General features: G+C 65.8%; 19 protein-coding genes. 9 read left to right on the top strand and 10 right to left on the bottom strand.

Annotated elements, in window-relative coordinates; all coding sequences use genetic code 11:
* Window positions 1-9 precede the first annotated feature (9 nt).
* Window positions 10-1,617, top strand: coding sequence for a PEP/pyruvate-binding domain-containing protein (locus QRQ56_RS16915; protein WP_438741666.1), 1,608 nt, complete (start codon window positions 10-12; stop codon window positions 1,615-1,617).
* Here the strand turns inward: QRQ56_RS16915 and QRQ56_RS16910 are convergent.
* A complete protein-coding gene (locus tag QRQ56_RS16910; protein ID WP_438741665.1) occupies window positions 1,611-2,450 on the bottom strand; it encodes an RMD1 family protein in 840 nt (279 codons plus the stop codon). The two genes, QRQ56_RS16915 and QRQ56_RS16910, sit on opposite strands and share 7 nt — an antisense overlap.
* A 310-nt stretch (window positions 2,451-2,760) precedes the next feature.
* Between QRQ56_RS16910 and QRQ56_RS16905 the strand changes: the two genes are divergently transcribed.
* Both QRQ56_RS16905 and QRQ56_RS16900 read left to right on the top strand, forming a co-directional pair.
* Complete coding sequence (locus QRQ56_RS16905) at window positions 2,761-3,336, top strand: glycosyl transferase (RefSeq protein WP_438741664.1); 576 nt, start codon at window positions 2,761-2,763, stop codon at window positions 3,334-3,336.
* 62 nt (window positions 3,337-3,398) lie between these two features.
* A complete protein-coding gene (locus QRQ56_RS16900; protein ID WP_438741663.1) occupies window positions 3,399-4,328 on the top strand; it encodes a bifunctional helix-turn-helix transcriptional regulator/GNAT family N-acetyltransferase in 930 nt (309 codons plus the stop codon).
* Between the two features lie 153 nt (window positions 4,329-4,481).
* Here the strand turns inward: QRQ56_RS16900 and moaB are convergent, their stop codons facing one another.
* Window positions 4,482-5,045 (bottom strand): molybdenum cofactor biosynthesis protein B, encoded by a 564-nt coding sequence (gene moaB / locus QRQ56_RS16895; protein ID WP_438741662.1) that lies wholly within the window; start codon window positions 5,043-5,045, stop codon window positions 4,482-4,484.
* Window positions 5,046-5,269: 224 nt separating this feature from the next.
* Window positions 5,270-6,211, bottom strand: a complete 942-nt coding sequence (ypfJ, locus tag QRQ56_RS16890) for a KPN_02809 family neutral zinc metallopeptidase (protein WP_438741661.1) — start codon at window positions 6,209-6,211, stop codon at window positions 5,270-5,272.
* Between the two features lie 413 nt (window positions 6,212-6,624).
* Between ypfJ and QRQ56_RS16885 the strand changes: the two genes are divergently transcribed.
* The 3 genes from QRQ56_RS16885 to QRQ56_RS16875 all read left to right on the top strand — a co-directional run bounded on the left by QRQ56_RS16885 (window position 6,625) and on the right by QRQ56_RS16875 (window position 9,086).
* Window positions 6,625-7,755 carry a site-specific DNA-methyltransferase gene (locus QRQ56_RS16885; protein ID WP_438741659.1) on the top strand — a complete coding sequence of 377 codons (1,131 nt, stop codon included), beginning with the start codon at window positions 6,625-6,627 and terminating at the stop codon, window positions 7,753-7,755.
* 185 nt (window positions 7,756-7,940) lie between these two features.
* Window positions 7,941-8,267, top strand: a complete 327-nt coding sequence (locus QRQ56_RS16880; protein WP_438741658.1) for a hypothetical protein — start codon at window positions 7,941-7,943, stop codon at window positions 8,265-8,267.
* A gap of 132 nt (window positions 8,268-8,399) precedes the next feature.
* On the top strand, window positions 8,400-9,086 hold the full coding sequence (locus tag QRQ56_RS16875) for a glutathione S-transferase family protein (protein ID WP_438741657.1): 687 nt from the start codon (window positions 8,400-8,402) through the stop codon (window positions 9,084-9,086).
* A gap of 58 nt (window positions 9,087-9,144) precedes the next feature.
* On the opposite strand, the gene QRQ56_RS16870 is transcribed toward QRQ56_RS16875, so the two are convergent.
* The 5 genes from QRQ56_RS16870 to QRQ56_RS16850 form a co-directional block, all read right to left on the bottom strand.
* Window positions 9,145-11,154 (bottom strand): HAMP domain-containing methyl-accepting chemotaxis protein, encoded by a 2,010-nt coding sequence (locus QRQ56_RS16870; RefSeq protein ID WP_438741656.1) that lies wholly within the window; start codon window positions 11,152-11,154, stop codon window positions 9,145-9,147.
* Between the two features lie 244 nt (window positions 11,155-11,398).
* Entirely contained in the window at window positions 11,399-13,951 is a 2,553-nt protein-coding gene (locus QRQ56_RS16865) for an HWE histidine kinase domain-containing protein (protein ID WP_438741655.1), read from the bottom strand.
* The gene (locus QRQ56_RS16860) at window positions 13,948-14,544 is read right to left on the bottom strand and encodes a biliverdin-producing heme oxygenase (RefSeq protein WP_438741654.1); all 597 of its coding nucleotides are present in this window, start codon (window positions 14,542-14,544) and stop codon (window positions 13,948-13,950) included. The genes QRQ56_RS16865 and QRQ56_RS16860 overlap by 4 nt, the downstream gene beginning before the upstream one ends.
* A 135-nt stretch (window positions 14,545-14,679) precedes the next feature.
* Entirely contained in the window at window positions 14,680-14,811 is a 132-nt protein-coding gene (locus QRQ56_RS16855; RefSeq protein WP_438742328.1) for a DUF1127 domain-containing protein, read from the bottom strand.
* Window positions 14,812-14,891: 80 nt separating this feature from the next.
* The gene (locus QRQ56_RS16850; RefSeq protein ID WP_438741653.1) at window positions 14,892-15,338 is read right to left on the bottom strand and encodes a nuclear transport factor 2 family protein; all 447 of its coding nucleotides are present in this window, start codon (window positions 15,336-15,338) and stop codon (window positions 14,892-14,894) included.
* A gap of 91 nt (window positions 15,339-15,429) precedes the next feature.
* On the opposite strand from QRQ56_RS16850, the gene QRQ56_RS16845 reads away from it, so the two are divergent.
* Window positions 15,430-16,341 (top strand): LysR family transcriptional regulator, encoded by a 912-nt coding sequence (locus QRQ56_RS16845; protein WP_438741652.1) that lies wholly within the window; start codon window positions 15,430-15,432, stop codon window positions 16,339-16,341.
* A gap of 127 nt (window positions 16,342-16,468) precedes the next feature.
* Here the strand turns inward: QRQ56_RS16845 and QRQ56_RS16840 are convergent, their stop codons facing one another.
* Complete coding sequence (locus tag QRQ56_RS16840; protein WP_438741651.1) at window positions 16,469-17,089, bottom strand: glutathione S-transferase family protein; 621 nt, start codon at window positions 17,087-17,089, stop codon at window positions 16,469-16,471.
* A 125-nt stretch (window positions 17,090-17,214) separates the two neighbouring features.
* Here QRQ56_RS16840 and QRQ56_RS16835 point away from each other — a divergent pair, with 125 nt between their 5' ends.
* A complete protein-coding gene (locus tag QRQ56_RS16835; protein WP_438741649.1) occupies window positions 17,215-18,492 on the top strand; it encodes a flavin-dependent oxidoreductase in 1,278 nt (425 codons plus the stop codon).
* Window positions 18,493-18,611: 119 nt separating this feature from the next.
* Here QRQ56_RS16835 and QRQ56_RS16830 read toward each other — a convergent pair whose 3' ends face one another.
* Window positions 18,612-19,034: a PaaI family thioesterase gene (locus QRQ56_RS16830; protein WP_438741647.1), complete on the bottom strand. Its 423-nt coding sequence runs from the start codon at window positions 19,032-19,034 to the stop codon at window positions 18,612-18,614.
* Window positions 19,035-19,266: 232 nt separating this feature from the next.
* On the opposite strand from QRQ56_RS16830, the gene QRQ56_RS16825 reads away from it, so the two are divergent.
* Entirely contained in the window at window positions 19,267-21,012 is a 1,746-nt protein-coding gene (locus tag QRQ56_RS16825; protein ID WP_438741646.1) for a sensor domain-containing diguanylate cyclase, read from the top strand.
* Window positions 21,013-21,016 lie beyond the last annotated feature (4 nt).

The following is a 21,016-nucleotide window of genomic DNA, read 5'->3' as shown; positions in this document are numbered from 1 at the left end:
GAAGCCACCATGCATATCGTGCGTATCGGCGCTGAAGCCTCCGAATTGCGGCCCGCCGAAGAGATCGGCGCCAAGGCCGCCAACCTCGCCCGCATGGCGGCCCTGGGCCTGCCGGTGCCGCCTGCCTTCGTGCTCCCGGTCAAGCTCTGCGCGGACATCGTTGCCGGCCATGCCCACGCCGCGCGGCATTTACGTGACGGCCTGGAGCAAGGGATCTCGTTCCTGGAGACCATCACCGGAAGGCGCTTTGGCGACCGCCGGCGGCCGCTTCTGGTGTCGGTGCGCTCGGGTGCGGCGCGGTCGATGCCGGGCATGCTCGACACCGTTCTCAATGTCGGCTGCACGCTGGATGCCGTGCATGGCCTGATCCGTGCGACCGGCCGGCCACGGCTCGCCTGGGATTGCCGGCGCCGCTTCCTGGAGAGCTTCGGCGAGACCGTGCTCAAGCGCGACCAGGTCGAATTTGCAACGCACATCTCCGAGCTCGTCGCGACCGAGGACGCCGGCAGCGACCGCGAGCTCGACAGTGAGGCGCTCGAGCGGCTCGCCGGCCGCGAGCAGTCGCTGATCGAGGATCGCGCCGATGGCTCCCTGGAGGATGCCTTCGCGCAGTTGGAGGCGGCAGCCCAAGCGGTCTATCGCTCCTGGATGAGCGAGCGTGCGCAGACTTATCGAAACCTGCAGCACCTCGAAACGCTCGAGGGCACCGCCGTCACCGTACAGGCGATGGTGTTCGGCAATGGCGGTCTTGCCTCTGGCGCCGGCGTGGCATTCTCGCGCGATCCGTCGACGGGCGCCCCCCGCCCGATGATCGACCTCGTGCTCGACGCGCAAGGGGAGGACGTGGTTTCCGGAAGGCGCGCGCCTGACACCGCCGAGGCCATTGCTCGCGAGCTGCCGAAGCTCGAAGCGGAGCTTGGCGATGTCCTGAGACGGCTCGAGCATGCCTTCGCCGACGTTCAGGACGTCGAATTCACGGTCGAGAATGGCCGGCTCTGGATCCTCCAGACCCGCACCGCCAAGCGCACGCCACGGGCCGCCGTCAGGATCGCGATCGACCTCGTGCATGAAGGCCTGATCTCGAAAGAGGAGGCATTGGGACGGATTGCGGGGATCGACCTCGCCTCACTCACCGAAACCAGACTGGTGTCCTCCGGCAAGCCCGCGACGACCGGCATCGGCGCCTCCGGCGGCATCGGGATCGGACGCGCGGCGTTCTCGTCCGAAAGCGCTCAGAGCCTGTCGGCAGCGGGCGAGCCGGTCATCCTGCTTCGTCCCGACACCAGCACGGCCGACGTCGCAGGCTTTGCCTTGTCGGCGGGCATCGTCACGTCAGTCGGTGCACGCACCTCGCATGCAGCCCTGGTGGCGCGGCAGATGGACAAGCCCTGCGTGGTCGGCTGCCGCGAGTTGAAGATCGATCCTGTCGCAAAGCGGGCCCAGATCGGCGATCTCGGCTTTGCCGAAGGGGATTGGATTACGATCGAAGGCGACACGGGTGAGCTTTATCTCGGACGCTGCGAGACGATCCGGACCCGGCCCGAAGCGGAGCTGGCCGAAATCGCGGCGTGGCAGACGCAAGGCCATCATGGCAGTCACGCGACCGCAACTCAGTGAATGCCGGCAAAGATCTGAAAGCACCCGATCGCGACCTCGATCACGATCAGGACCACGACCGCGATCTCCAGACGCAGCGAGCGCTGGGTGTCGATGATGTCGGTCAGGGCGTTGGCGGTCTCCGACACCGCCGAGAGCTTGCGCTCGAGCGTGTCGAGGCGTTCCTTCAACTCGTACTCGTCCTCGAGGCGGGAATAGAGGCGATCGAGCTCGGGCTTTTCCCAGAGCACGTCGGGCTTCTCGGCGATCGCGACGCGGCCGGCGACGCGCTGCTGCACCAGTAGTGCATTTCCGATCAGTCGCAGAATGCCCTTGCGCCGACGCGGGGTGCGGCCGTGTTCGGCGAGCTCGCGCGCAAAGGGCTCGATCACGTCGAACACCGCGGCGACGCGGCGCTCGTCGCGCGCCAGCGACGTGCTCTTGGCGAGCGCGTCCGCAACCAGCAGCAGCCGCTCGTCCGAGAATTTGGCGAGACAGATTGGACCGCCCGGCTGGATCGCCTCGGCGGCTTCGTCGTTGCAGAGCTGCGCCTGGGCGATCTCCTCCTCATACGGGCTGAGCTCTGCGGTCACGCGTGACTTCAGGTTGTCGATCAACACCTTCTCTTCGGACGGAAGCAGTCCGATCAGCACGACGACGCCGTAGCGGAAGATTACGGCAAGACCTGCATGGACACGGAAGGCGGCCGGCGTCGAGGACACCAACGTGCCGATCTCGAGGCCGGAAGGGTTGATGCGGTCGCCCAGCATAAGCGCGCGGATCCGCAAGGTCGGCACAGCCCCCGGCTTCGGCGATGTTGGCACCGTGCCAACGGCGAGTTGATCTGCATTCATATGGGGCCTCCCCCGGCATTGGGATCACGCATCTGTCCGGCCTTTCCTGCACGCTGCATCCACTTTGGCGAGAGACTGCCCATGCGCATCGCCGTGGAATTACGGTCAATTCGCTCGGGATGAGCTCGTGCCGAAACATTCGGCAACATTGCCAGCCTGCCCGTGACACAATTGGCTGCGATGAGGACCGCGGTTTACCATCGCACGCCGAAAGCGCCGCCGGAAAGTTGCCGACGGCAATGCTACGGGTCTATGACTGCCTCATGACGCGCGACGCGTCTCCCGAAATGCGGACACTGAAGCCTCGAGCATGCTGAGCGTCATCATTCCGACTGAAGGTGTCGAGCAGACGGCGGTGGCAACCCTGGCCGCGCTGGTGCCCGGCGCCGCTGCCGGCCTCATCCGGGAGGTGCTGTTGGTGGACGGCACCCGCAACGGCGTCATCGAGCGGGTCGCCGACGTCGCAGGCTGCCGGTTCGTCGGCTTCGAGGGCTCCTCCCAAGGCGCGGCGCTCGCCGCCGGCGCGCTCCAGGCGCGTTCGCCGTGGCTGATGTTCCTGCCCGCCGGTGCGGTGCTGGACACCGGCTGGATCGACGAAACCACCCAATTCATCCAGGCCGTCGCAACCAGCGGCCGGGATCGGGCCGCGGTGTTCCGCTATGCGCGCTCCCCTTACGCCGATACCGGATTGCGCGACATCCTCCGGGCCGTGGCGCGCAGGCTCGTCGGCCCCCTCGGCGACCAGGGGCTCCTGATCGCGCGCGATCATTACGACCGGATCGGCGGCTACCCACCGCAGGCCCGCCGCTCCGAGGCGCGGCTGCTCCGGCGGCTCGGCCGCTCGTCCCGGACCATGCTGCGCAGCCGGATCGTCATGGTCGGGTGAGCCGACCAGATACTTGCCAAAGTCAAATAATTATTTGACAATGGCAAGTATCGAGGTGTCCCATGCCATTCGAAGCAACCGACGACCAGATCGCCGCCGTCCGCGCCTTCAACCGCTTCTATACCCGCAAGCTGGGGGTACTCGACCAGCACCTCGGCAAGACCCCGTTTTCGCTGAGCGAAGCCCGGGTGCTCTACGAGCTCGCCCATCGCGACGATCTCGCGGCCAAGGAGATCGGCAACGAGCTTGGTCTCGACCCCGGCTATCTCAGCCGCATTGTCCAAAACTTCGACGAAAAGGGGTTGATCACGCGAAAGCCCCTCCCCGCCGACCGCAGGCAATATCAGCTCAGTCTCACCGCCAAGGGCCGCCAGACCTTCGCGAAGCTGAACGCGAGCTCGCAGAACGAGGTCGCGGCGATGCTGGCGCAGCTTTCGCCCGATGATGCAGCGCAGCTGACGCGGGCCATGGCGACCATCGAGACCGTGCTGGAGCCGCAACAAAGCCGGCCCGCGGCTTTCATGCTGCGCAGCCATCGCGTCGGCGACATGGGGTGGGTGACGTCCCGACAGGGCATCGCCTATGCCGCGGACTACAATTGGGACGCCAGCTACGAGGCGCTGGTCGCCGAGATCTGCGCGCAGTTCATCAGGAATTACGACGCCGCGCGCGAGCATTGCTGGATCGCGGAAATCGGCGGCGAGCCGGTCGGCTCGGTCTTCCTGGTCAAGGCCACCGACGAGATCGCCAAGCTGCGCCTGTTGCAGGTGGAGAAGAAAGCGCGGGGCCTCGGCGTCGGCCGCGCGCTGGTCGAGCAATGCATGCAGGGCGCGCGCGAGCGAGGCTACAAGAGGATGACGCTGTGGACGCAGAGCATCCTGGTCGCCGCACGCGGCATCTACAAGAGCGCCGGCTTCGAACTGGTGAAGGAGGAGAAGCACCACAGCTTCGGTGCCGATCTCGTCGGGGAGACGTGGGAGCGGGATCTGTAGAGCTGTCGCTACTCGTCAAAATCGTCGAGTGAAAAAAGTCGCATCAGCGCCGTGCCACGGACCGTGCGTTACGGACAGAGATCGTGGGCACGCTTCGCTTTGCCCACCCTACGATACTATTGACGCGGAGACACTCCCCGAGAACCATCCGCCCTACGCCGTCGCGCCCTGCGCCTTTGGCCTTCGCAGGTGCTCGTCCAGCCGCGGCATGATCTCGACGAAATTGCAGGGGCGCGTGCGGTAGTCGAGCTGGGCCGCCAGGATGCCGTCCCAACCGTCGCGGCAGGCGCCGGGCGAGCCCGGCAGGCAGAAGATGTAGGTGGCGCCGGCGACACCCGCGGTGGCGCGGCTCTGGATCGTGGACGTCCCGATCTTGGCGTGGCTCAGCATGTGGAAGGCGATGGAAAAACCGTCCATGCGCTTCTCGAACAACGGCTCGATCGCCTCCGGCGTGACGTCGCGCCCGGTGAAGCCGGTGCCGCCGGTGGTGATGACGACGTCGACGCCGCTATCCGCGATCCAGCGGCGGACGACGGCACGGATCGCCTCGACATCGTCGGTGACGATCTCGCGCGCGGCGAGATGATGGCCGGCCGCGGCCAGACGATCGGCCAGCGTCTGGCCGGACTTGTCATCGCTGAGCGCGCGCGTGTCGGACACGGTGAGCACCGCGATATTGAGCGGGATGAACTGTTTGGTTTCGTCGATCGAGGCCACGATTTCACTCCTGCTTCCCACCCAGCGCCGTCATCCTGAGGTGCGCGCCGTGCGGTGCAAGCGCACCGCAGGGCGAGCCTCGAAGGATGGGCCGCGGGCTCCGCCATCCCCCAGGGCCCGCCGAAGAGGCGGGCACCTCAGGATGACGCCACTACTCCCGGATTCCCAGACGCACAATTGCGCATCATAATTCCCGCAGCGTCCGGGGCACGAGACCTTGACGACTATCCCCCGCCACCGAACGTGTTGCAGGCCTGGACCGTGCCCTGCTGGTAGCCGGTCATGAACCATTGCTTGCGCTGCGCCGCCGAGCCGTGGGTGAAGGAATCGGGCACGACGCGTCCCGTCGCCTGGCGCTGCAGCGTGTCGTCGCCGATCGCGGTCGCCGTGGTCAGCGCGGCGTCGATGTCGCCGGGCTCGAGGAAGTTCGGACGCTTCTTCGCCTCGCGGTTGACCCAGACGCCGGACAGGCAGTCGGCCTGCAGCTCGACCTTGACCTGCAGCGCGTTGGCCTCCGCCTTGCTGCCGGCCTGCTGCTGCATCCGCGTCACGCGCGGAATGATGCCGAGCAGGTTCTGGATGTGATGGCCAGCTTCGTGCGCGATGATGTAGGCGGTGGTGAAGTTGCACGCCGACTTGCCGGAGCAACCGCGGAAGCGCGTCTCGACCTCGCGGAAAAAGCCGGTGTCAAGGAAGATGGTGCGGTCCGGCGGGCAGTAGAACGGCCCCATCGCCGATTCTGCCTTGCCGCAGCGGCCGCCATTGGTGACGTTGCGGAACAGCACGACCTTCGGGCCGGTGTAGGACTGGCCCGAAGCCTGGAAGATCTCGCTCCAGCGATCGTCGATCTCGCCGAGGATGCCGGAGATCATGCTGCCCATCTCGTCGGTCGGCGCGCCGCGCTTGGCCTGGGACGACGGGCGGTCGCTCTGGTAGCTCGGGGCCTGGCCGCCGCCGGTGAGGATCTCGGCGCCGCCGATCAGGATGCGCGGATCGATGCCGAAGGCATAGCCGACCAGGCCGAGGATGATGATGGTGCCGATGCCGAGCCCGCCGCCGCCCATGGGCAGGCCGAACCCGCCGCCGCCACCGCCGCCAAAGCCGCCACCACCTTCGTCGCGACGATCCTCGACATCGTCGCTGCGGCGGAAGTCATCGTAACGCATGGCGGCTTTCCCTCGGGTCCCGGATTGCAGTTTATCGTGCACAACAGCGCGAAAGCTCAACGCGCCACAGGCGTAAAATTTCCGTTGCTTTTATCAATATCGTGGCCGGCAAAAATTGCCTAGTGCGACAGCATGCCGGGGCGAGCAATTTTTTCCGGGGTCTGGCAATTTTTTCCGAGAGAAAATCGACGCCTTTTTGGCGCCACGATCACTCCCGCGACGCGGCGAAACGCGAAATACGCTGAAAAACAAGATGAATGCGCGCGAGCGATCGCGCGCGACGCGCGTCGCGCGATGTGCTCACGAAAGCGGCGGGTTAAGTCGATTTTTACTTTGCCGCTTCATTGTAACGGTCAGTCGGTTGTTTGGTCCCGCGTCGCCGACAGCGTCGCCTGAGTCAGAGTTCTTGAGTCATGGTAGAGTCGCGTCGCGGGGCGTCTGCAAGGGCGCCCCGCACAAATTTTGAGTCTCCGTCGCATCGTATCATCCTCGGCGATTGCGTCGCCGAGATGTCGAAGCTTCAGGCAGGTAGCGTCGATCTGGTGTTCGCAGATCCGCCCTACAATCTCCAGCTCAAGGGCGATCTCAAGCGCCCCGACGAATCCCACGTTGACGCCGTCAACGACGATTGGGACAAGTTCGAGTCGTTCTCCGCCTATGACGACTTCACGCGCGCCTGGCTGCTGGCCGCGCGCCGTGCGATGAAGCCGTCGGCGACGATCTGGGTGATCGGCTCCTATCACAACATCTTCCGCGTCGGCGCGATCATGCAGGACCTCGGCTTCTGGCTCCTGAACGACATCGTGTGGCGCAAGTCGAACCCGATGCCGAACTTCCGCGGCCGCCGCTTCACCAACGCGCACGAGACCATGATCTGGGCCGCGCGTGACGAGAAGGCCAAGGGCTACACGTTCAACTACGAAACGCTGAAGGCCGCCAATGAGGACGTGCAGGCACGCTCCGACTGGCTGATCCCGCTCTGCACCGGCGAAGAGCGCCTCAAGGGCGCCGACGGCAAGAAAGTGCATCCGACGCAGAAGCCGGAAGGCCTGCTCGCGCGCGTGCTGCTGTCCTCGTCAAAGCCCGGCGATCTCGTGATCGACCCCTTCAACGGCACCGGCACCACCGGCGCCGTCGCCAAGCGCCTCGGCCGCTCCTATATCGGCTTCGAGCGCGACAAGACCTACGCGAAGGCCGCGGAGCAGCGCATCGCCAAGGTCGTGCCGCTGCCGGAGGAAAGCCTCGCCCCGTTCATGACCGCGCGCGAAGCGCCGCGCGTGGCGTTCTCCGAGCTGATCGAGCGCGGCATGATCATGCCCGGCACGAAGCTGTTCGACGCCAAGAAGAAGCTCGGCGCGCTGGTCCGTGCCGACGGCGCCATCATGTTCGGCGACAAGGTCGGCTCGATCCACCGCATCGGCGCCGTGGCGCAAGGCGCCCAGGCCTGCAACGGCTGGACCTTCTGGCACATCGAGACCAAGAAGGGTCTCAAGCTGATCGACGAGCTCCGCGCCGAGATACGCGCCGGCATGGCGGCGGAGTAGCGTCCTCTCCGTCATTCCGGGGCACGCGAAGCGTGAACCCGGAATCCATCCAACCACGTCCATGCTGCCCAATGGATTCCGGGGTCGCGCCAAGAGGCGCGCCCCGAAATGACGGCGTCAGTGGTTGAATGCCGCGCCAGCCAGGACTAATCTCCCCCGATCAGCCCGTCCTGATCGGTCTTCCCATGCGTCGACAGTCCGAGACATTGCTGCTGGTGCCGCTGCTGCCGATCTTCCTGATCGGCATGTTTCCGATGTTCCTGATCGCCCTGCTCGGATTCTTCGGCCTCGCCCTGTTCGGCGTGCTGGTGATCTGTGTCGGGCTCGCCAGCAGCAACGAGGCGCACGACAATTTCAATCACGACATCATCGTGCACGGCTATGCCCGCGGATCGGAGCGCGCGGCGCGGGCTTCCCAGATGCATCTCGCCGCACGCCTCGGGCTGCGCCTGGAGGCCGTCGGCGCGGCGATGGTCCTTACGGCGGCGATCGGCCTTTGTTACGCCGGCTGATCTGCGTGCCGCGCAGATACCGCCCGGCAAACTCGCCGGTTGCCCTCTCCAACGCGCTTCGGGCAAGACAAGGCGGTCCCGCGGCGACGGCGCTGCGGTTGCCCTCGACAAAAAACTCTGGGGAGATGTGTGATGCTCAAATTCTATTTCAACGGCTCGCCGAACCCGACCAAGGTCGCGCTTTTCCTGGAAGAGGCCGGCCTGCCCTTCGAACCGGTCAAGATCGACACCCGCAAGGGCGAGCAGTTCGCACCGGACTATCTGAAGATCAATCCGAACGGCAAGGTGCCGGCGATCGACGACAACGGCACGATCGTGTTCGACTCGAACGCCATCCTGCTCTATCTCGCCGAGAAGACCGGCAAATTCCTGCCCGCCGCCGGCGTGCGCGGCGAGACGCTGTCATGGCTGATGTTCATCGCAACCGGCGTCGGCCCCTATTCCGGCCAGGCGGTGCACTTCAAGCATTTCGCGCCGAAGGACCAGAACCACGACTACGCCCATAACCGCTACCAGTACGAAACCGATCGCCACTACAGGATCCTCGACGCTCACCTCAAGGACCGCAAATACATGGTCGGCGACGATTATTCGATCGTCGACATGGCGCTGTGGGGCTGGGCACGGATGCTGTCGTTCAAGCTGGGCGACGACGCCGTGGCGCGATATCCCAACGTGAAGCGGCTGGTGGACGAGATCTCGGCACGGCCGGCGGCGGCCCGCGCGATCGCGCTGAAGGACAAGTTCACCTTCAAGGCCGAGATGGACGACGAGGCCCGCGCCAACATGTTCAAGCACATGGCGACCAAGGTCGCCTGATCGCACCACGCCGACTGCCGGGCCACGCGCATGCGCGTGGCCCTTTGCTTGTGACGCCTCAGGCGGCGTGAACCGAGCTCAGGAACTTGGCGACTTCCTGCTTCAGGCGGTTGCTGTCGGCCGAAAGCGAGCGTGCCGCGGACAGCACCTGCGACGAAGCCGAGCCGGTGTCCGAAGCGCCGCGCTGCACGTCGCCGATGTTGGACGACACTTTTTGCGTGCCATGCGCCGCCTGCTGGACGTTGCGCGAGATCTCCTGCGTCGCCGCGCCCTGCTGCTCCACGGCGGCCGCGACCGTCGAGGAGATCTCCGACAACCGCTCGATGGTGCCGCTGATTTCCCGGATGGCGCCGACGGATTGCTCGGTGGCGGCCTGGATACTGGAGATCTGCTGGCCGATCTCGCCGGTTGCCTTCGCGGTCTGCTCGGCGAGCGCCTTCACCTCGGAGGCGACCACGGCAAAGCCGCGGCCGGCATCGCCGGCGCGCGCCGCCTCGATGGTGGCGTTGAGCGCGAGCAGGTTGGTCTGGCCGGCGATGGTGCTGATCAGCTCGACGACGTCGCCGATCCGTGCGGCGGCCTTGGAGAGCTCGCCGACGCGCGCATTGGTCCGGCTCGCCTGACCGACGGCCTCGCCGGCGATGCGGGCGGACTCCTGCACCTGTCGCGCGATCTCGGACACCGAGGAGGACAGCTCTTCGGTCGCCGAGGCCACCGCCTGGACGTTGGCAGAGGCCTCTTGCGAAGCGCTGGCGACCTCCGTCGACAAATCCTGCGCCCGCGAGGCGGTCGTGGTCAGGGTGCCGGCGGAGGCTTCGAGCTCGTTCGACGCCGACGACACCGTGTTGACGATCTCGCCGACCGCCTGCTCGAACTGATCGGCGAGCCTGACCATGTCCTTCTTGCGGCTTTCGGCCTGCCGCGCCTCGAGCTCGGTCTGCTCGGCGCGCATGCGCTCGGTGTCGATCATGTTGTCCTTGAACACCTGGATCGCCTTGGCCATGTCGCCGATCTCGTCGGCCTTGCCGCGGCCGGGAATCTCGACCGCGAGATTGCCGCCGGCGAGCAGCCCCATCGCGCGCGTCATCGACGCCAGGGGGCCGACGATGCTGCGGGCGATCACGAAGGCGACGATGACGCCGAACAGCACGGCAAGACCGCCGGCGATCTCCTGGATGGTCGTCGTGCCCGCGATCACGGCTTCGGCCTGGCTGCGCGAGTCCTGATAGTCCTTCTTCAGGGTCGTTTCCGCGGCCTTGAGCCTGCCGATGCTGCCGACGATGAGGGGCGCGAGGTTCTTGTGATAGATCTCGTCGGCCTGAAGTATCGCGGCGGAGGTCGTCTCGAACGCGGATTTGTAGACGCCGAGCGCGGTCTTCACCGGCGCGAGCGTGGATCGCAACTCCGTCGCCTGCGGGCTCTTCTCGATCGCCGCGAGCCGTTGTGCCGCCCTGTCGACGTTGGCCCGGAAAGTCGCCGGTCCCTGTGCGTCGCGCAGCGCCAGGAAACGCCAATTGGCGACCCGCACGAGGAGGATCCTGGATTCGAGGTCGGCGACGAGCGCCGCGGTGTCCTCGTCGACGGCTGCGCGTGCCGTATCGGCCAGCTTGCCCATCTTGACGGCGAGATCCTCACCGCTCGGCAGCAGCGTCGCTTTGCCTGTCCTCGCCTCGTTGACGGCGTCTCCGAGGTTGTCACGCAGGCGTCGCATTTTGGCGATCTCGTCGACGAGGCCGTTGTAGAGCGCCCGCCGCTCTTCCGAGAGCGTCCCCTTCGCGCCGACCTGCAGCAGCTCGGTCGCCGCGGCTTCCCGCTCCTGCGCCTCTTTCATCGCCGGCTCGTTGGCGTCGTAGACGTAACGCAGATTGGCCCGCTGGATCGCCTGAAGATGCGCCGATATCTCCAAAACCCGCGCCGTGCTGTCCGAGAGTGCGGATTGTCTTGCGACCTGATCCTGCACCGACCGTAAATTCCAGACGGCAACCACCGCCATCACGAGACCAACCGCCACCAGGGCCATGAAGCCTGCGTACAGGCGTCCCCTGATCCGCAAACGAAACTTCGGCATTCCCACTGTCCACCCAGATGCATTCCACTTCGAGCGGCCGAACGATTCCGGCGATCGTCACCGGCCACCCTGGCAGCCGCGCGTCGCATCCTTGCGACCCACGCTGCACCGCGACACAATGGGGGACACTCGTTAATTGAACCTTCAAATTCTTCGCGCGTGCGCGCATCGACGCACCTGACATCTGCTGATTTTATCGGCAGCTATGCAGAGTCGTGCAGAAATTCGCAGCGGCGCGCACAGCTCAGCTTGGCTCGGCGCTGGCCCGCTGCAATTTGCCGAGCGCGTGCTCGACCACTTCGAGCGTATACGGCTTCTGGACGACCGGAGCCGACGCCAGCTCCTCCGGGATCGGCGCGCGCTCGCCATAGCCGGTCGCGAAGATGAAGGGCACGCCGATCTCCGTCAGCTTCTGCGCCACCTTGATGCTGCTCTCGCTGCCAAGGTTGAGGTCGAGCAGGGCAAAGCCCGGCCGCGTGCGTTCGATCGAACGCAGCGCCTGATCGACGCTCGCGGCGGTGTCGACGTGGCGGGCGCCGAGATCGAGCAGGATGACCTCCGCCGCCATTGCGATGATCAGATTGTCCTCGACGATCAGCGCGGTCTCGGACAGCCGGGGACGGCTGGACTTCTGTTCCTCGATGCGCATGGCGGCTCCTGCTATTGATGGCACCAGTTCGACGAAGTTGGCGGGAATGACGAACTTCGCCTGCACGCCCAGAAGGTCGAAGCGAATCTCGGCGTCGCCCTTGAGATCGAACGGCACCGACCGCTCGATGATCGTGGTGCCGAAGCCGCGCCGCGAGGGTGGCTGCACCGGCGGGCCGCCGCTTTCCTTCCATTCGATCACGAGGCTCGACGAGGGATCGAGGCGCCAGACCACCTCGACACTCCCCGTGGAATCGGCGAGCGCGCCGTATTTGGCGGAGTTCGTCATCATCTCGTGGACGACGAGGGCGAGCGTGGCAAATGCCTTGGGATCGAGCGCGACGTCCGGCCCGCCCATCTTCACCCGGCCCGCGCGCGCCCCGAGATAGGCGCCGGCCTCTGATTCGACGAGGGTCCGCAGCGCCACCGGCGCCCAGTTCAGATTGGTGATCTGGTCATGCGCGCGGGCCAGAGCCTGGATGCGGCCGCCGAGCACGCCGGCAAACTCCTCCACGCTCGTCGCGGTATCCTTGCTCTGCGCCACCAGCGCACGGACAAGGCTGAGGATGTTGCGGACGCGGTGATTGAGCTCGGCGATCATCAGCTCCTGCCGCTCCTGCGCACCGCGCCGCTCGCGCGCGGCAAGGTCCGACAATTGCAGGATCACTTCCAGGAGAGTGACGCGCAGGCTCTCGGCGATACGGATGTCGGCCACCGACCACGGTTTCGACTGTCCCGCCACCGTCTCCTGCCAGAGCTCGAAACTCTTGCGCGGCGTCAGCCGAGGCCCGTTCGGGCCCTCCTCGTAGACCTTCTCCGGCGCGCCCGCCCATGTCACCGAGCGCAGCACCTCGCGACGGAAGAAGATCAGGCAGTCGCGCGGCGTGCGCGAAATCGGGATCGCGAGAAATCCCGCCGCCCTGTCCCTGAAGGATTCTCCGGCGGCATAGACCTTGGCGATCTCCGCGCTGGCGCAGATCCGGCCCGGCGAGGTCCGGTTGATGAACGCGACCAGCTCCTTCACCTCGTCCTCGGTCGGCGTCTCGCCGTCGAGCGTGATCTTGTTGTCGGACCAGACGGCAGCACCGTCGCAGGCGATCATCTTGCGGAAGTCGGCGACGAAATCGACGATCGCCCGACGGCTATGCTCGTGGGAGGCTGCCGACTCGATCAGGCGCTCCTGGATCTGGTGGGCCCGGGCCTCGTAGGCGACGTCGCCTTCCCGCTCGCGTCCTTCCACGATCCAGGAGAACATCTGGCCGAACAGCTCGGACGCCGTACGCTTCTCGAACGAGATGTAGCGCGGCGAGTAATGATGGCAGGCAAACAGCCCCCACAGCTTGCCGTCGCGCAGGATCGAGACCGACATCGAGGCACCGACGCCCATGTTGCGCAGATATTCGATGTGGATCGGCGAGACCGAGCGCAGCACGCTCATCGACAGATCGAGCAGACCCGCATTGTGCGTGGCGGTCGACAGCAGCGCTGCGGGGGTCTGGTTGATGTCGGCGATGATGCGCAGCCAATTGCGTTGATAGAGGATGCGCGCCTGCTTGGGGATGTCGGAGGCCGGATAGTGCAGGCCCAGAAACTTTTCGAGGCCCGCTTCGGCGGCCTCGGCAATCACCTCGCCGGACCCGTCCGGGTGAAACTGATAGACCATGACCCGGTCGAAGCCGGTCAGCGCCTTGAGCTGACGCGCCGCCTCGCGCGCGAGATCGGTCATGCCGCGCGTCTTGCGGATCCGGTCGAGCATCAGGCGGACGAGCTCGCCTGAATTGACGCCCGGCTCGTGGACGCTCGGCTCCGCCTCGATGATGAGATAGACGCCGGAGAAATGGATCGAGAGGTCGTAGAGCGGCTTGCCGGCCTGGAGCGCGACGCCGAACAGGCGCTCGGTCGCATCCGGCCCGCTCAAATGGTCGACGCGGCTGCGGATGGTCTCGACGGCAGCCTCGGAGATGACGCCAGCCAGGGGCCGCTGCAGCAGGTCGGCGACGTCGCTTCCGAGAAAGCCCTCGACATTGTCGGAGGCCATGCAGATCGTGAAATCCGAGAGCACGGCAAGCATGAACCCGAACGGCTGCACGCTGCCGGGGATGTGGATCGGCTCGCGATCGCAATTGGTGAGATTAACCGCCTCGCTCATGCGCGGTCCGCCGCCCGCTCGAACGCGGCGAAGGCCGCCCTCGCCGCCTCGATCACCTCATCCTCGTCGTAAGGCTCCTCGCAGGCCTCTTCACTTTGCAGCCTCGACAGAAAACTCTGCCAGAGCCGCTTGCCGGCGCCGTGGCCGAGATAGGCCGTTGCTTCGCCGATCCGCGGATCGGCAGAATTCGCGATCGTCTTGAGCAGGAATTTCGCCCCGAGGCGCGAGCCTTCGAGCACATACATCGTCCCCAGCACGCCGCCGGGCGTCATCGGCGGCACCGAGACGGTCGCCTGCGCGTCGCGGCCGAGCCGCGCCAGATCCGTCGCGATCGCCTGGCTGCGCGCCCGCTCCGGCCAGTCCGGAAACATCTCGGCGACACCGGCTTCGACGAGGGCGGCCTCGAGCGGCAGCAGGGCGCCGGCGTTGGCCTGAAGGAAGCGGCGATAGCCGGAAAAGACCGTGAGATCGAACGAGGAGAGCTGGGCGTCGAGCTCGCGGTGCGCCGCCGATGTCGCGTCTCTCAATCTTTCACGGAGTCCGGAAAGGCTATGGCCAACCCGTGTCGAAACGTCCAAAGCCCCAGCCAGCATGAAATTCCCAAACGCGCGCAATGCCTGGGGCGCGATTGCCCCGGACCCCTGCAAACGCGGCTGGAAACTCAAAGGTTCCCGAAAGGATCCTAAAAAAATCGAGGCGGGAGAATGGCCCCGCCTCGCCTGTCCGCCTTACCGGGGCCGACAGAGCTCGTACTCGATCTCCGCCCGGGTGATGCCGCAGTCCTGAAGCTCCCGGTCGGTCATGGCGGCAAGGCGAGACCGGGTTTCGGCCCGCTGCCGCCTGAGACGGACCCCTTGCATCAGCGCCCGCCACCACGGCGCGACCATCGCCGACCGGATCGGACGACGCCGGCCGGCCGACGAGATCATGGCTAGTCCGCTCAGCTTGCGGCCCTCGCCGCTTGTGCCGGCGGGAACGGGCCCAGCGCCCTCTCGGTCAGGATCGAGTCGCAGTATTCCCGGATCTCCTTGATCCTGCCGTCCTCGAGACGGAACACCAGGCAGTAATCATTGTCGTAGCGCACCCCTTCCGGCGTGACGTTGTCGCCCTTGGCTTCCACCACGACGACGTCGCCATCGGCGATGAAGCGGTGAGCCACGGTGCGCGTCCGGTCGCGTAGGCGAGTGCGCACATAGCCGTGCAGATCCTTCAGGATCGCCTCCTTGCCGGTGAAGGTCTGCGACCAGGAATACTGGCCGGTGACGACCCATCTGGCATCGTCGGCAAGGCTTGCGGTGAACAGGGCACGATCGCGCGCGGCCGGATCGGGGTTGGCGGCAGCGGCGAAAATGTCCTGCATCAGTTTCTTGTTGGCGGCAGCGCTCATGGCGGCATCTCCTTCGGTGAGAACGTCAGGGATCATCGCCGCGCGCGGATAATTCTTCAAATCGATAGCCGGTATGATATCTATTCACCCCATGAATTTGAATTCTCTTGACCTCAATCTTCTGACCGCACTCGATGCGCTGCTGCGCGAGGCCAATGTCAGCCGCGCGGCGATGCGGATCGGCCTGTCACAGCCCGCGGCCAGCCACGCGCTGCAACGCCTGCGCGACATCTTCGGCGATCCGCTGCTGGTGCGCACCGGTGCCCGCATGGAGCTGACGCCGCGGGCACAGGCCCTGCGCGCGCCACTGGCGCAGGCGCTGGACCAAGTGCGCGGGCTGTTCGTGCCGGAGGAATTCGACGCGGCGCGCAGCGAACGGCAGTTTCGCCTGATGATGCCCGATCTCGCCGTCGAACTGTTGATGCCGCCGCTGATGGAGAAGGTGACGCGGCTTGCGCCGAACGTCCGCATCGACGTGGTGCCGTGGCGAGGGCCTGCGATCTTCCACGCCGAATTCGCCCGCACCATCGACCTCGTGATCTCGCTCGGCAATGCGTTCAAGGGCTTTCATCGCCAGTTGCTCTACACCGACCGCGATGCGCTGGCGGTGCGGCGCGGCCATCCGATGGCCTCGAAACTGAAGCGGCGCGAGACGTTCCTGGCGGCCCGCCATGTCGGCGTGATCATCCGCGGCCAGCCTGAGGATCTGATCGACACCTGGCTGCGGGCCAAAGGCATCGAGCGGCACATTTCGCTGGTCGTGTCGGGCTATCTCGAAGCGCTGCACGTCGCCGCGCGCACCGACCTCGTCGCCTTCGTGCCGCGCCGGCTGATCGCGGCCCTCTCGAAACGGCTCGGCCTCGTCACCGTGACGCCGCCGCTCGACCCGGGGATCGACGAGCAGTTCATGTTCCATCCGACACGCGCGCAGATGGACCCCGGCTCGATCTGGCTGCGGCGGCTGATGCTGGAGACGGGCCGGGAGCTGGAGAAGGAAGCGTAGGGCGGATTAGCCGAAGGCGTAATCCGCCAAAAGCTTCCTGCTTGGAAACCAAAGCGGCGGGTTACGCTTCGCTAACCCGCCCTACGTTTCGTGGACACGCGCTGCGCGCCCTACAAGAGGCGTGCGCTTACGCCTTCTGCGCGGCCATCACCTTTGCCACGGCGGGGCGATCCGACATGCGTTTGAAATGGTCGGCGATCTTCGGCGTCGCGTTGATGTCGACGCTGTCGCCTTCGAGCCAGGTCGAGAGCGTGAAGAGATAGGGGTCGCAGATCGTGAACTGATCGCCCATCACCCAGGGGCCCCTGAACATCTTCTGCTCCATCAGCGCGAAGCAGGCGGCCATGGTCTGCGGGACCTTCGCCTTCATATCGGCGAACGAGCTCTCCTGCGTCGCCCAGCGCGCACCGCGCATCTTGTGGGCGTGGTTGATATGCACGGTCGAGCACAGATACGAGTTGAATGACTGCACCTGGGCGAAGTCGAAGGGATCGTCGAGCGGCGCCAGCTTCGCCTTGGGGAACATCTGGGCGACGTAAGTCAGCATCGCCGGCGTCTCAGTCAGGATGCCGCGATCGGTCACCAGGGCCGGCACGCGGCCCTTCGGGTTGATCTTGAGGTAGTCCGGACTGTTCTGCTGGTTGTCCTTGAAGCTCAGCCGTTCAGCCGTGTAGTCGGCGCCGGCCTCCTCCAGGGTGATGTAGGTGGCGAGCGCGCAGGTGCCGGTGGCGTAGTAGAGCTTGAGCATGTCGGACCTCATGGGAAAGCCCGAGGTTAACGGCCCTCCGCCCCGCCGTCCATAGGGACCTCTTCGCAGTTGCCCACCGCCGCCCGGCCGTGCGAAGACGCCGTCAATTGGAGGGGGATTTTGTCATGACGGTACTCATCGCCGGTGGCGGCATCGGCGGGCTGACGCTTGCGCTCAGCCTGCATCAAATCGGCGTTCCCGTAAAAGTGTTCGAAAGCGTCGCCGAATTGAAGCCGCTCGGCGTCGGCATCAACGTGCTGCCGCACGCGGTGCGCGAGCTGATCGAACTCGGGCTTCTGGACAAACTGGATGCCAGCGGCGTGCGGACCCGCGAGCTCGCCTATTTCTCCAAGTACGGCAAGCCGATCTGGAGCGAGCCGCGCGGGTTGGAGGCGGGTTACAAATGGCCGCAATTCTCGATCCATCGCGGCACGCTGCAGCAGCTCCTGCTCGACACCGCGGTCGAGCGGCTCGGCCGCGACAACATCCTGACCAGCCATCATCTGACCGGATGGACCGAAACCGAAGGCGGCGTGCGCGCCGACTTCATCGACCGGACGACCGGCAAGGCCGCCGGGACCCATGAAGGCGCGATCCTGATCGCCGCGGACGGCATCCATTCCGCCGCGCGAGAAAAGCTCTATCCGAACGAAGGCCCGCCGATCTGGAACGGCCGCATCCTCTGGCGCGGTGTCACGCCGGCGAAAGCCTTCCTCACCGGCCGCACCATGATCATGGCCGGCCACGAGATCCTGAAATTCGTCTGCTATCCCATCAGCAAGGAGCCGGACTCAAACGGCAACCATCTGATCAACTGGGTCGCCGAGCGTCACATGCCGCCGACCTATCAATGGCGACGCGAGGACTATAACCGCACCGCGCGGCTGGAGGAGTTTCTGCCCTGGTTCGAGAGCTGGCAGTTCGACTGGCTCGACGTGCCCGGCCTGATCCGGAACTGCCCGCATGCCTACGAATATCCGCTGGTGGATCGCGATCCGGTCTCGCAATGGACCTTCGGCAAGGTCACGCTGATGGGCGATGCCGCGCATCCGATGTACCCGATCGGCTCGAACGGCGCTTCGCAGGCGATCCTCGATGCCCGCACCGTCACGCGCGAGATTTTGGCGCACGGCTCGACGAGCGCCGCGCTGCTCGCCTATGAGGCGGAGCGCCGGCCCGCCACCACCGACCTCGTCCTGCTCAACCGCAAGAACGGTCCCGAGCAGGTGATGCAGCTGGTCGAGGAGCGCGCGCCCGACGGCTTCAAGGTCGTCACCGACGTGCTGTCGCAAAAGGAGCTGGAAGACATCGCCGCGAACTACAAGCGCGTGGCGGGATTCCAGGTCGAAGCGCTGAATGCCAAGCCGCCGATCGTGAGCAAGGACGCGCGGGCGCGGGCGTGAGTTTGGGCCAAACGTAGCGCGGATTTCCAGGGTTCGTCATGCCCGGGCTTGTCCCGGCCATGACGACGCGGAAGCTAAGGCGCGGGAACACCAATATCTTACGCGAAGCAGAAAGCCCCTTACTTCCCGACCACCCTCGCCGCCTCCAGCAGCCGCTCGCTCGCGCTTGCCGTCGCGAGCACGGTGCCGTCCTCCGCCATCAGCTTGGCCTCGACGAAGGCGATCGTCTTGCCGAGCTGGGTCACCCTGGCTTCGCCGATGATCGGGCCGGGCCTGGCGGGGCTGAGAAAATTCACGGTCATGCTGATCGTGGTGGTGTAGAGCCGGCCTTCGCTCATCACCAGCACGGCCGGGCCCATGGTGTCGTCGAGCATGGCCGAGAGCATGCCGCCCTGGATGAAGCCCGCCGGATTGCAGAACTCCGGCTTGCCCTCGAAGGCAAGCCTGATCCAGCCCTCCTCGGGCCGGGCATCGAGCAGCCGCCAGCCGAGCAGTACGGCGCAGGGCGGTCTTGGAAAATCGTCGAGCGCGGTCTTGACCATGCGGCACCTCCGGTTCCGTCGATAGCGCAGGCCTGCTGACAGCCTCCTGTCAGCAGCGGAAGGCAACAGCCCGGCGGATCCCCCTAGTTGGAACTCATGGAACCCGAGACATTCAATTCGCTTCAACCAAACGGATTTACGACCGATTCAATACGATCCAATCGGGAAATCCGCCGGTAAGCGGTTGGCAGCTACCTCATGGGACAAGCGACGGCGAAACCGGAGCCTCTCCATGCGGACCTTCCTGCAACGGGCAATTGACCGCCTGCATGCCATCGAAGATCGACTGACGGTACGAACGCAGATCGCCGCGGCCGTCGCCGCGATGTCCATCGTGCTGGTCGGAACACTGGCCGCCGGCGCGGCGCTCATCAGCTACAGAAACACCTCCGCCCTGATCGAAAGCAGCCTGGCCGGGATCGCCTCCAGCACCTCCGGCCGGCTCGACCGCTTCATGGCGACGCGGCAGCAGGAAATGAAGCTGTTCGCCGAGCTTCAGCCCATGCAGCGGCTGTGGCAGGGCAATCCCGACGAATTGCGCAGCGCGCTCGAGGCGCTCCAGCATTCGTTCGATTTCGCCTGGATCGGCTTTGCCGATCTCGACGGCAACGTCGTCGCCTCGACCGGCGGCCTGCTGCAAAACAAGTCCGTAGCCGCGCGTCCCTGGTTCAAGCAGGGCCTCGACAGAATAGCCGTCGGCGACGTGCACGAGGCCATCCTGCTGGCCTCGTTGCTGGTGCAGCGCGCCAACAACGAGCCCTATCGCTTCGTCGATATCGCCGTTCCCGTCCATGATGCCTCCGGCAAGCTGCTCGGCGTGCTCGGCGGACATCTGGACTGGAACTGGGCTTCCAACCTGATTAAGGACGCCGAAGCCAATGACGGCAACACCGACACGGAGCTCTCGATCCTCAGCAAGGGCGGCATGGTGCTGGTCGGTCCGCAGAAGGAAACCGTCCGCTATGCCGGCAACGAACTCACCGACATCCTGAAGGCTCGCGACGGCACGTTCCAGGAGACGGCGGGCGGACGGCAAATGCTGACCGCGTTCCATGTCGGCCGCGGCTATCGCGACTATCAGGGGCTGAACTGGATCGTCACCGCGAGTCAGCCGGCGAGCGTGGCGCTCAAGGCCGCGATCTCCTCGGCACAGACCATCCTCGCGATCGGCGGGGTCATCGCCCTGATCGCCCTGTCGCTGGCCTGGCTGGTCTCGCGCCGGATCGCTGGCCCCATCATCGCCATCACGCAGGAAGCCGATCGCATCGGACGCGCCCACGGCCCGACCATGCTGGCGCGGCAGAGCGGCTCCGCCGAGGTCGTCCAGCTCTCGCGCGCGCTGCGCTCGCTGCTTCGCCGCATCGGACTCGCCGAGGAGCGCACCAAGGAAGCCGAGCTGCGCGCGACCGAGAACGCGATGCAGCTCCAGGAGGACATGCTGAAGCTGCGCCAGCTCGCCGACACCGATTTCATGACCGGCCTGATGAACCGCCGCTCCTTCCTCGCCGTCGCCGACGATGCCGTCGCATTCTGCCGCCGCTACAAGCGCAACATGGCGACGCTGATGATCGACATCGACCATTTCAAGAAGATCAACGACACCCATGGCCACGCCGCCGGCGACGACGCCATCAAGCGCGTCGCCGAGATCGTCAACCAGTCGATCCGGACCACCGACAAGGCCGCCCGCTTCGGCGGCGAGGAGTTCGTGGTGCTGCTGCGCGAGATCGACCAGGAGACGGCGGTGCTGCTCGCCGACCGCATCCGGACCTCGATCGAGAGCGCGACGGTCAGATACGACAATGTCGTCATCCCTCTCACCGTCTCGGTCGGGCTCGCGCTGTTCGACGAGAGCGACCGCGACGTGCAGGACGTGATCGAGCGCGCCGACCAGGGTCTCTATGTCGCCAAGAAGACCGGCCGCAACCGCACCTTCCTGATGCCCGCAGAGGATCAGCGCGCCGCACGCGCTGCCTGACGAT

The organism is Bradyrhizobium sp. U531 (assembly GCF_051710265.1).
Taxonomy (GTDB): Bacteria; Pseudomonadota; Alphaproteobacteria; order Rhizobiales; family Xanthobacteraceae; genus Bradyrhizobium.
The sequence above is the reverse complement of the archived record's forward strand: the minus strand, read 5'-3'. Positions and strand labels throughout refer to the sequence as shown.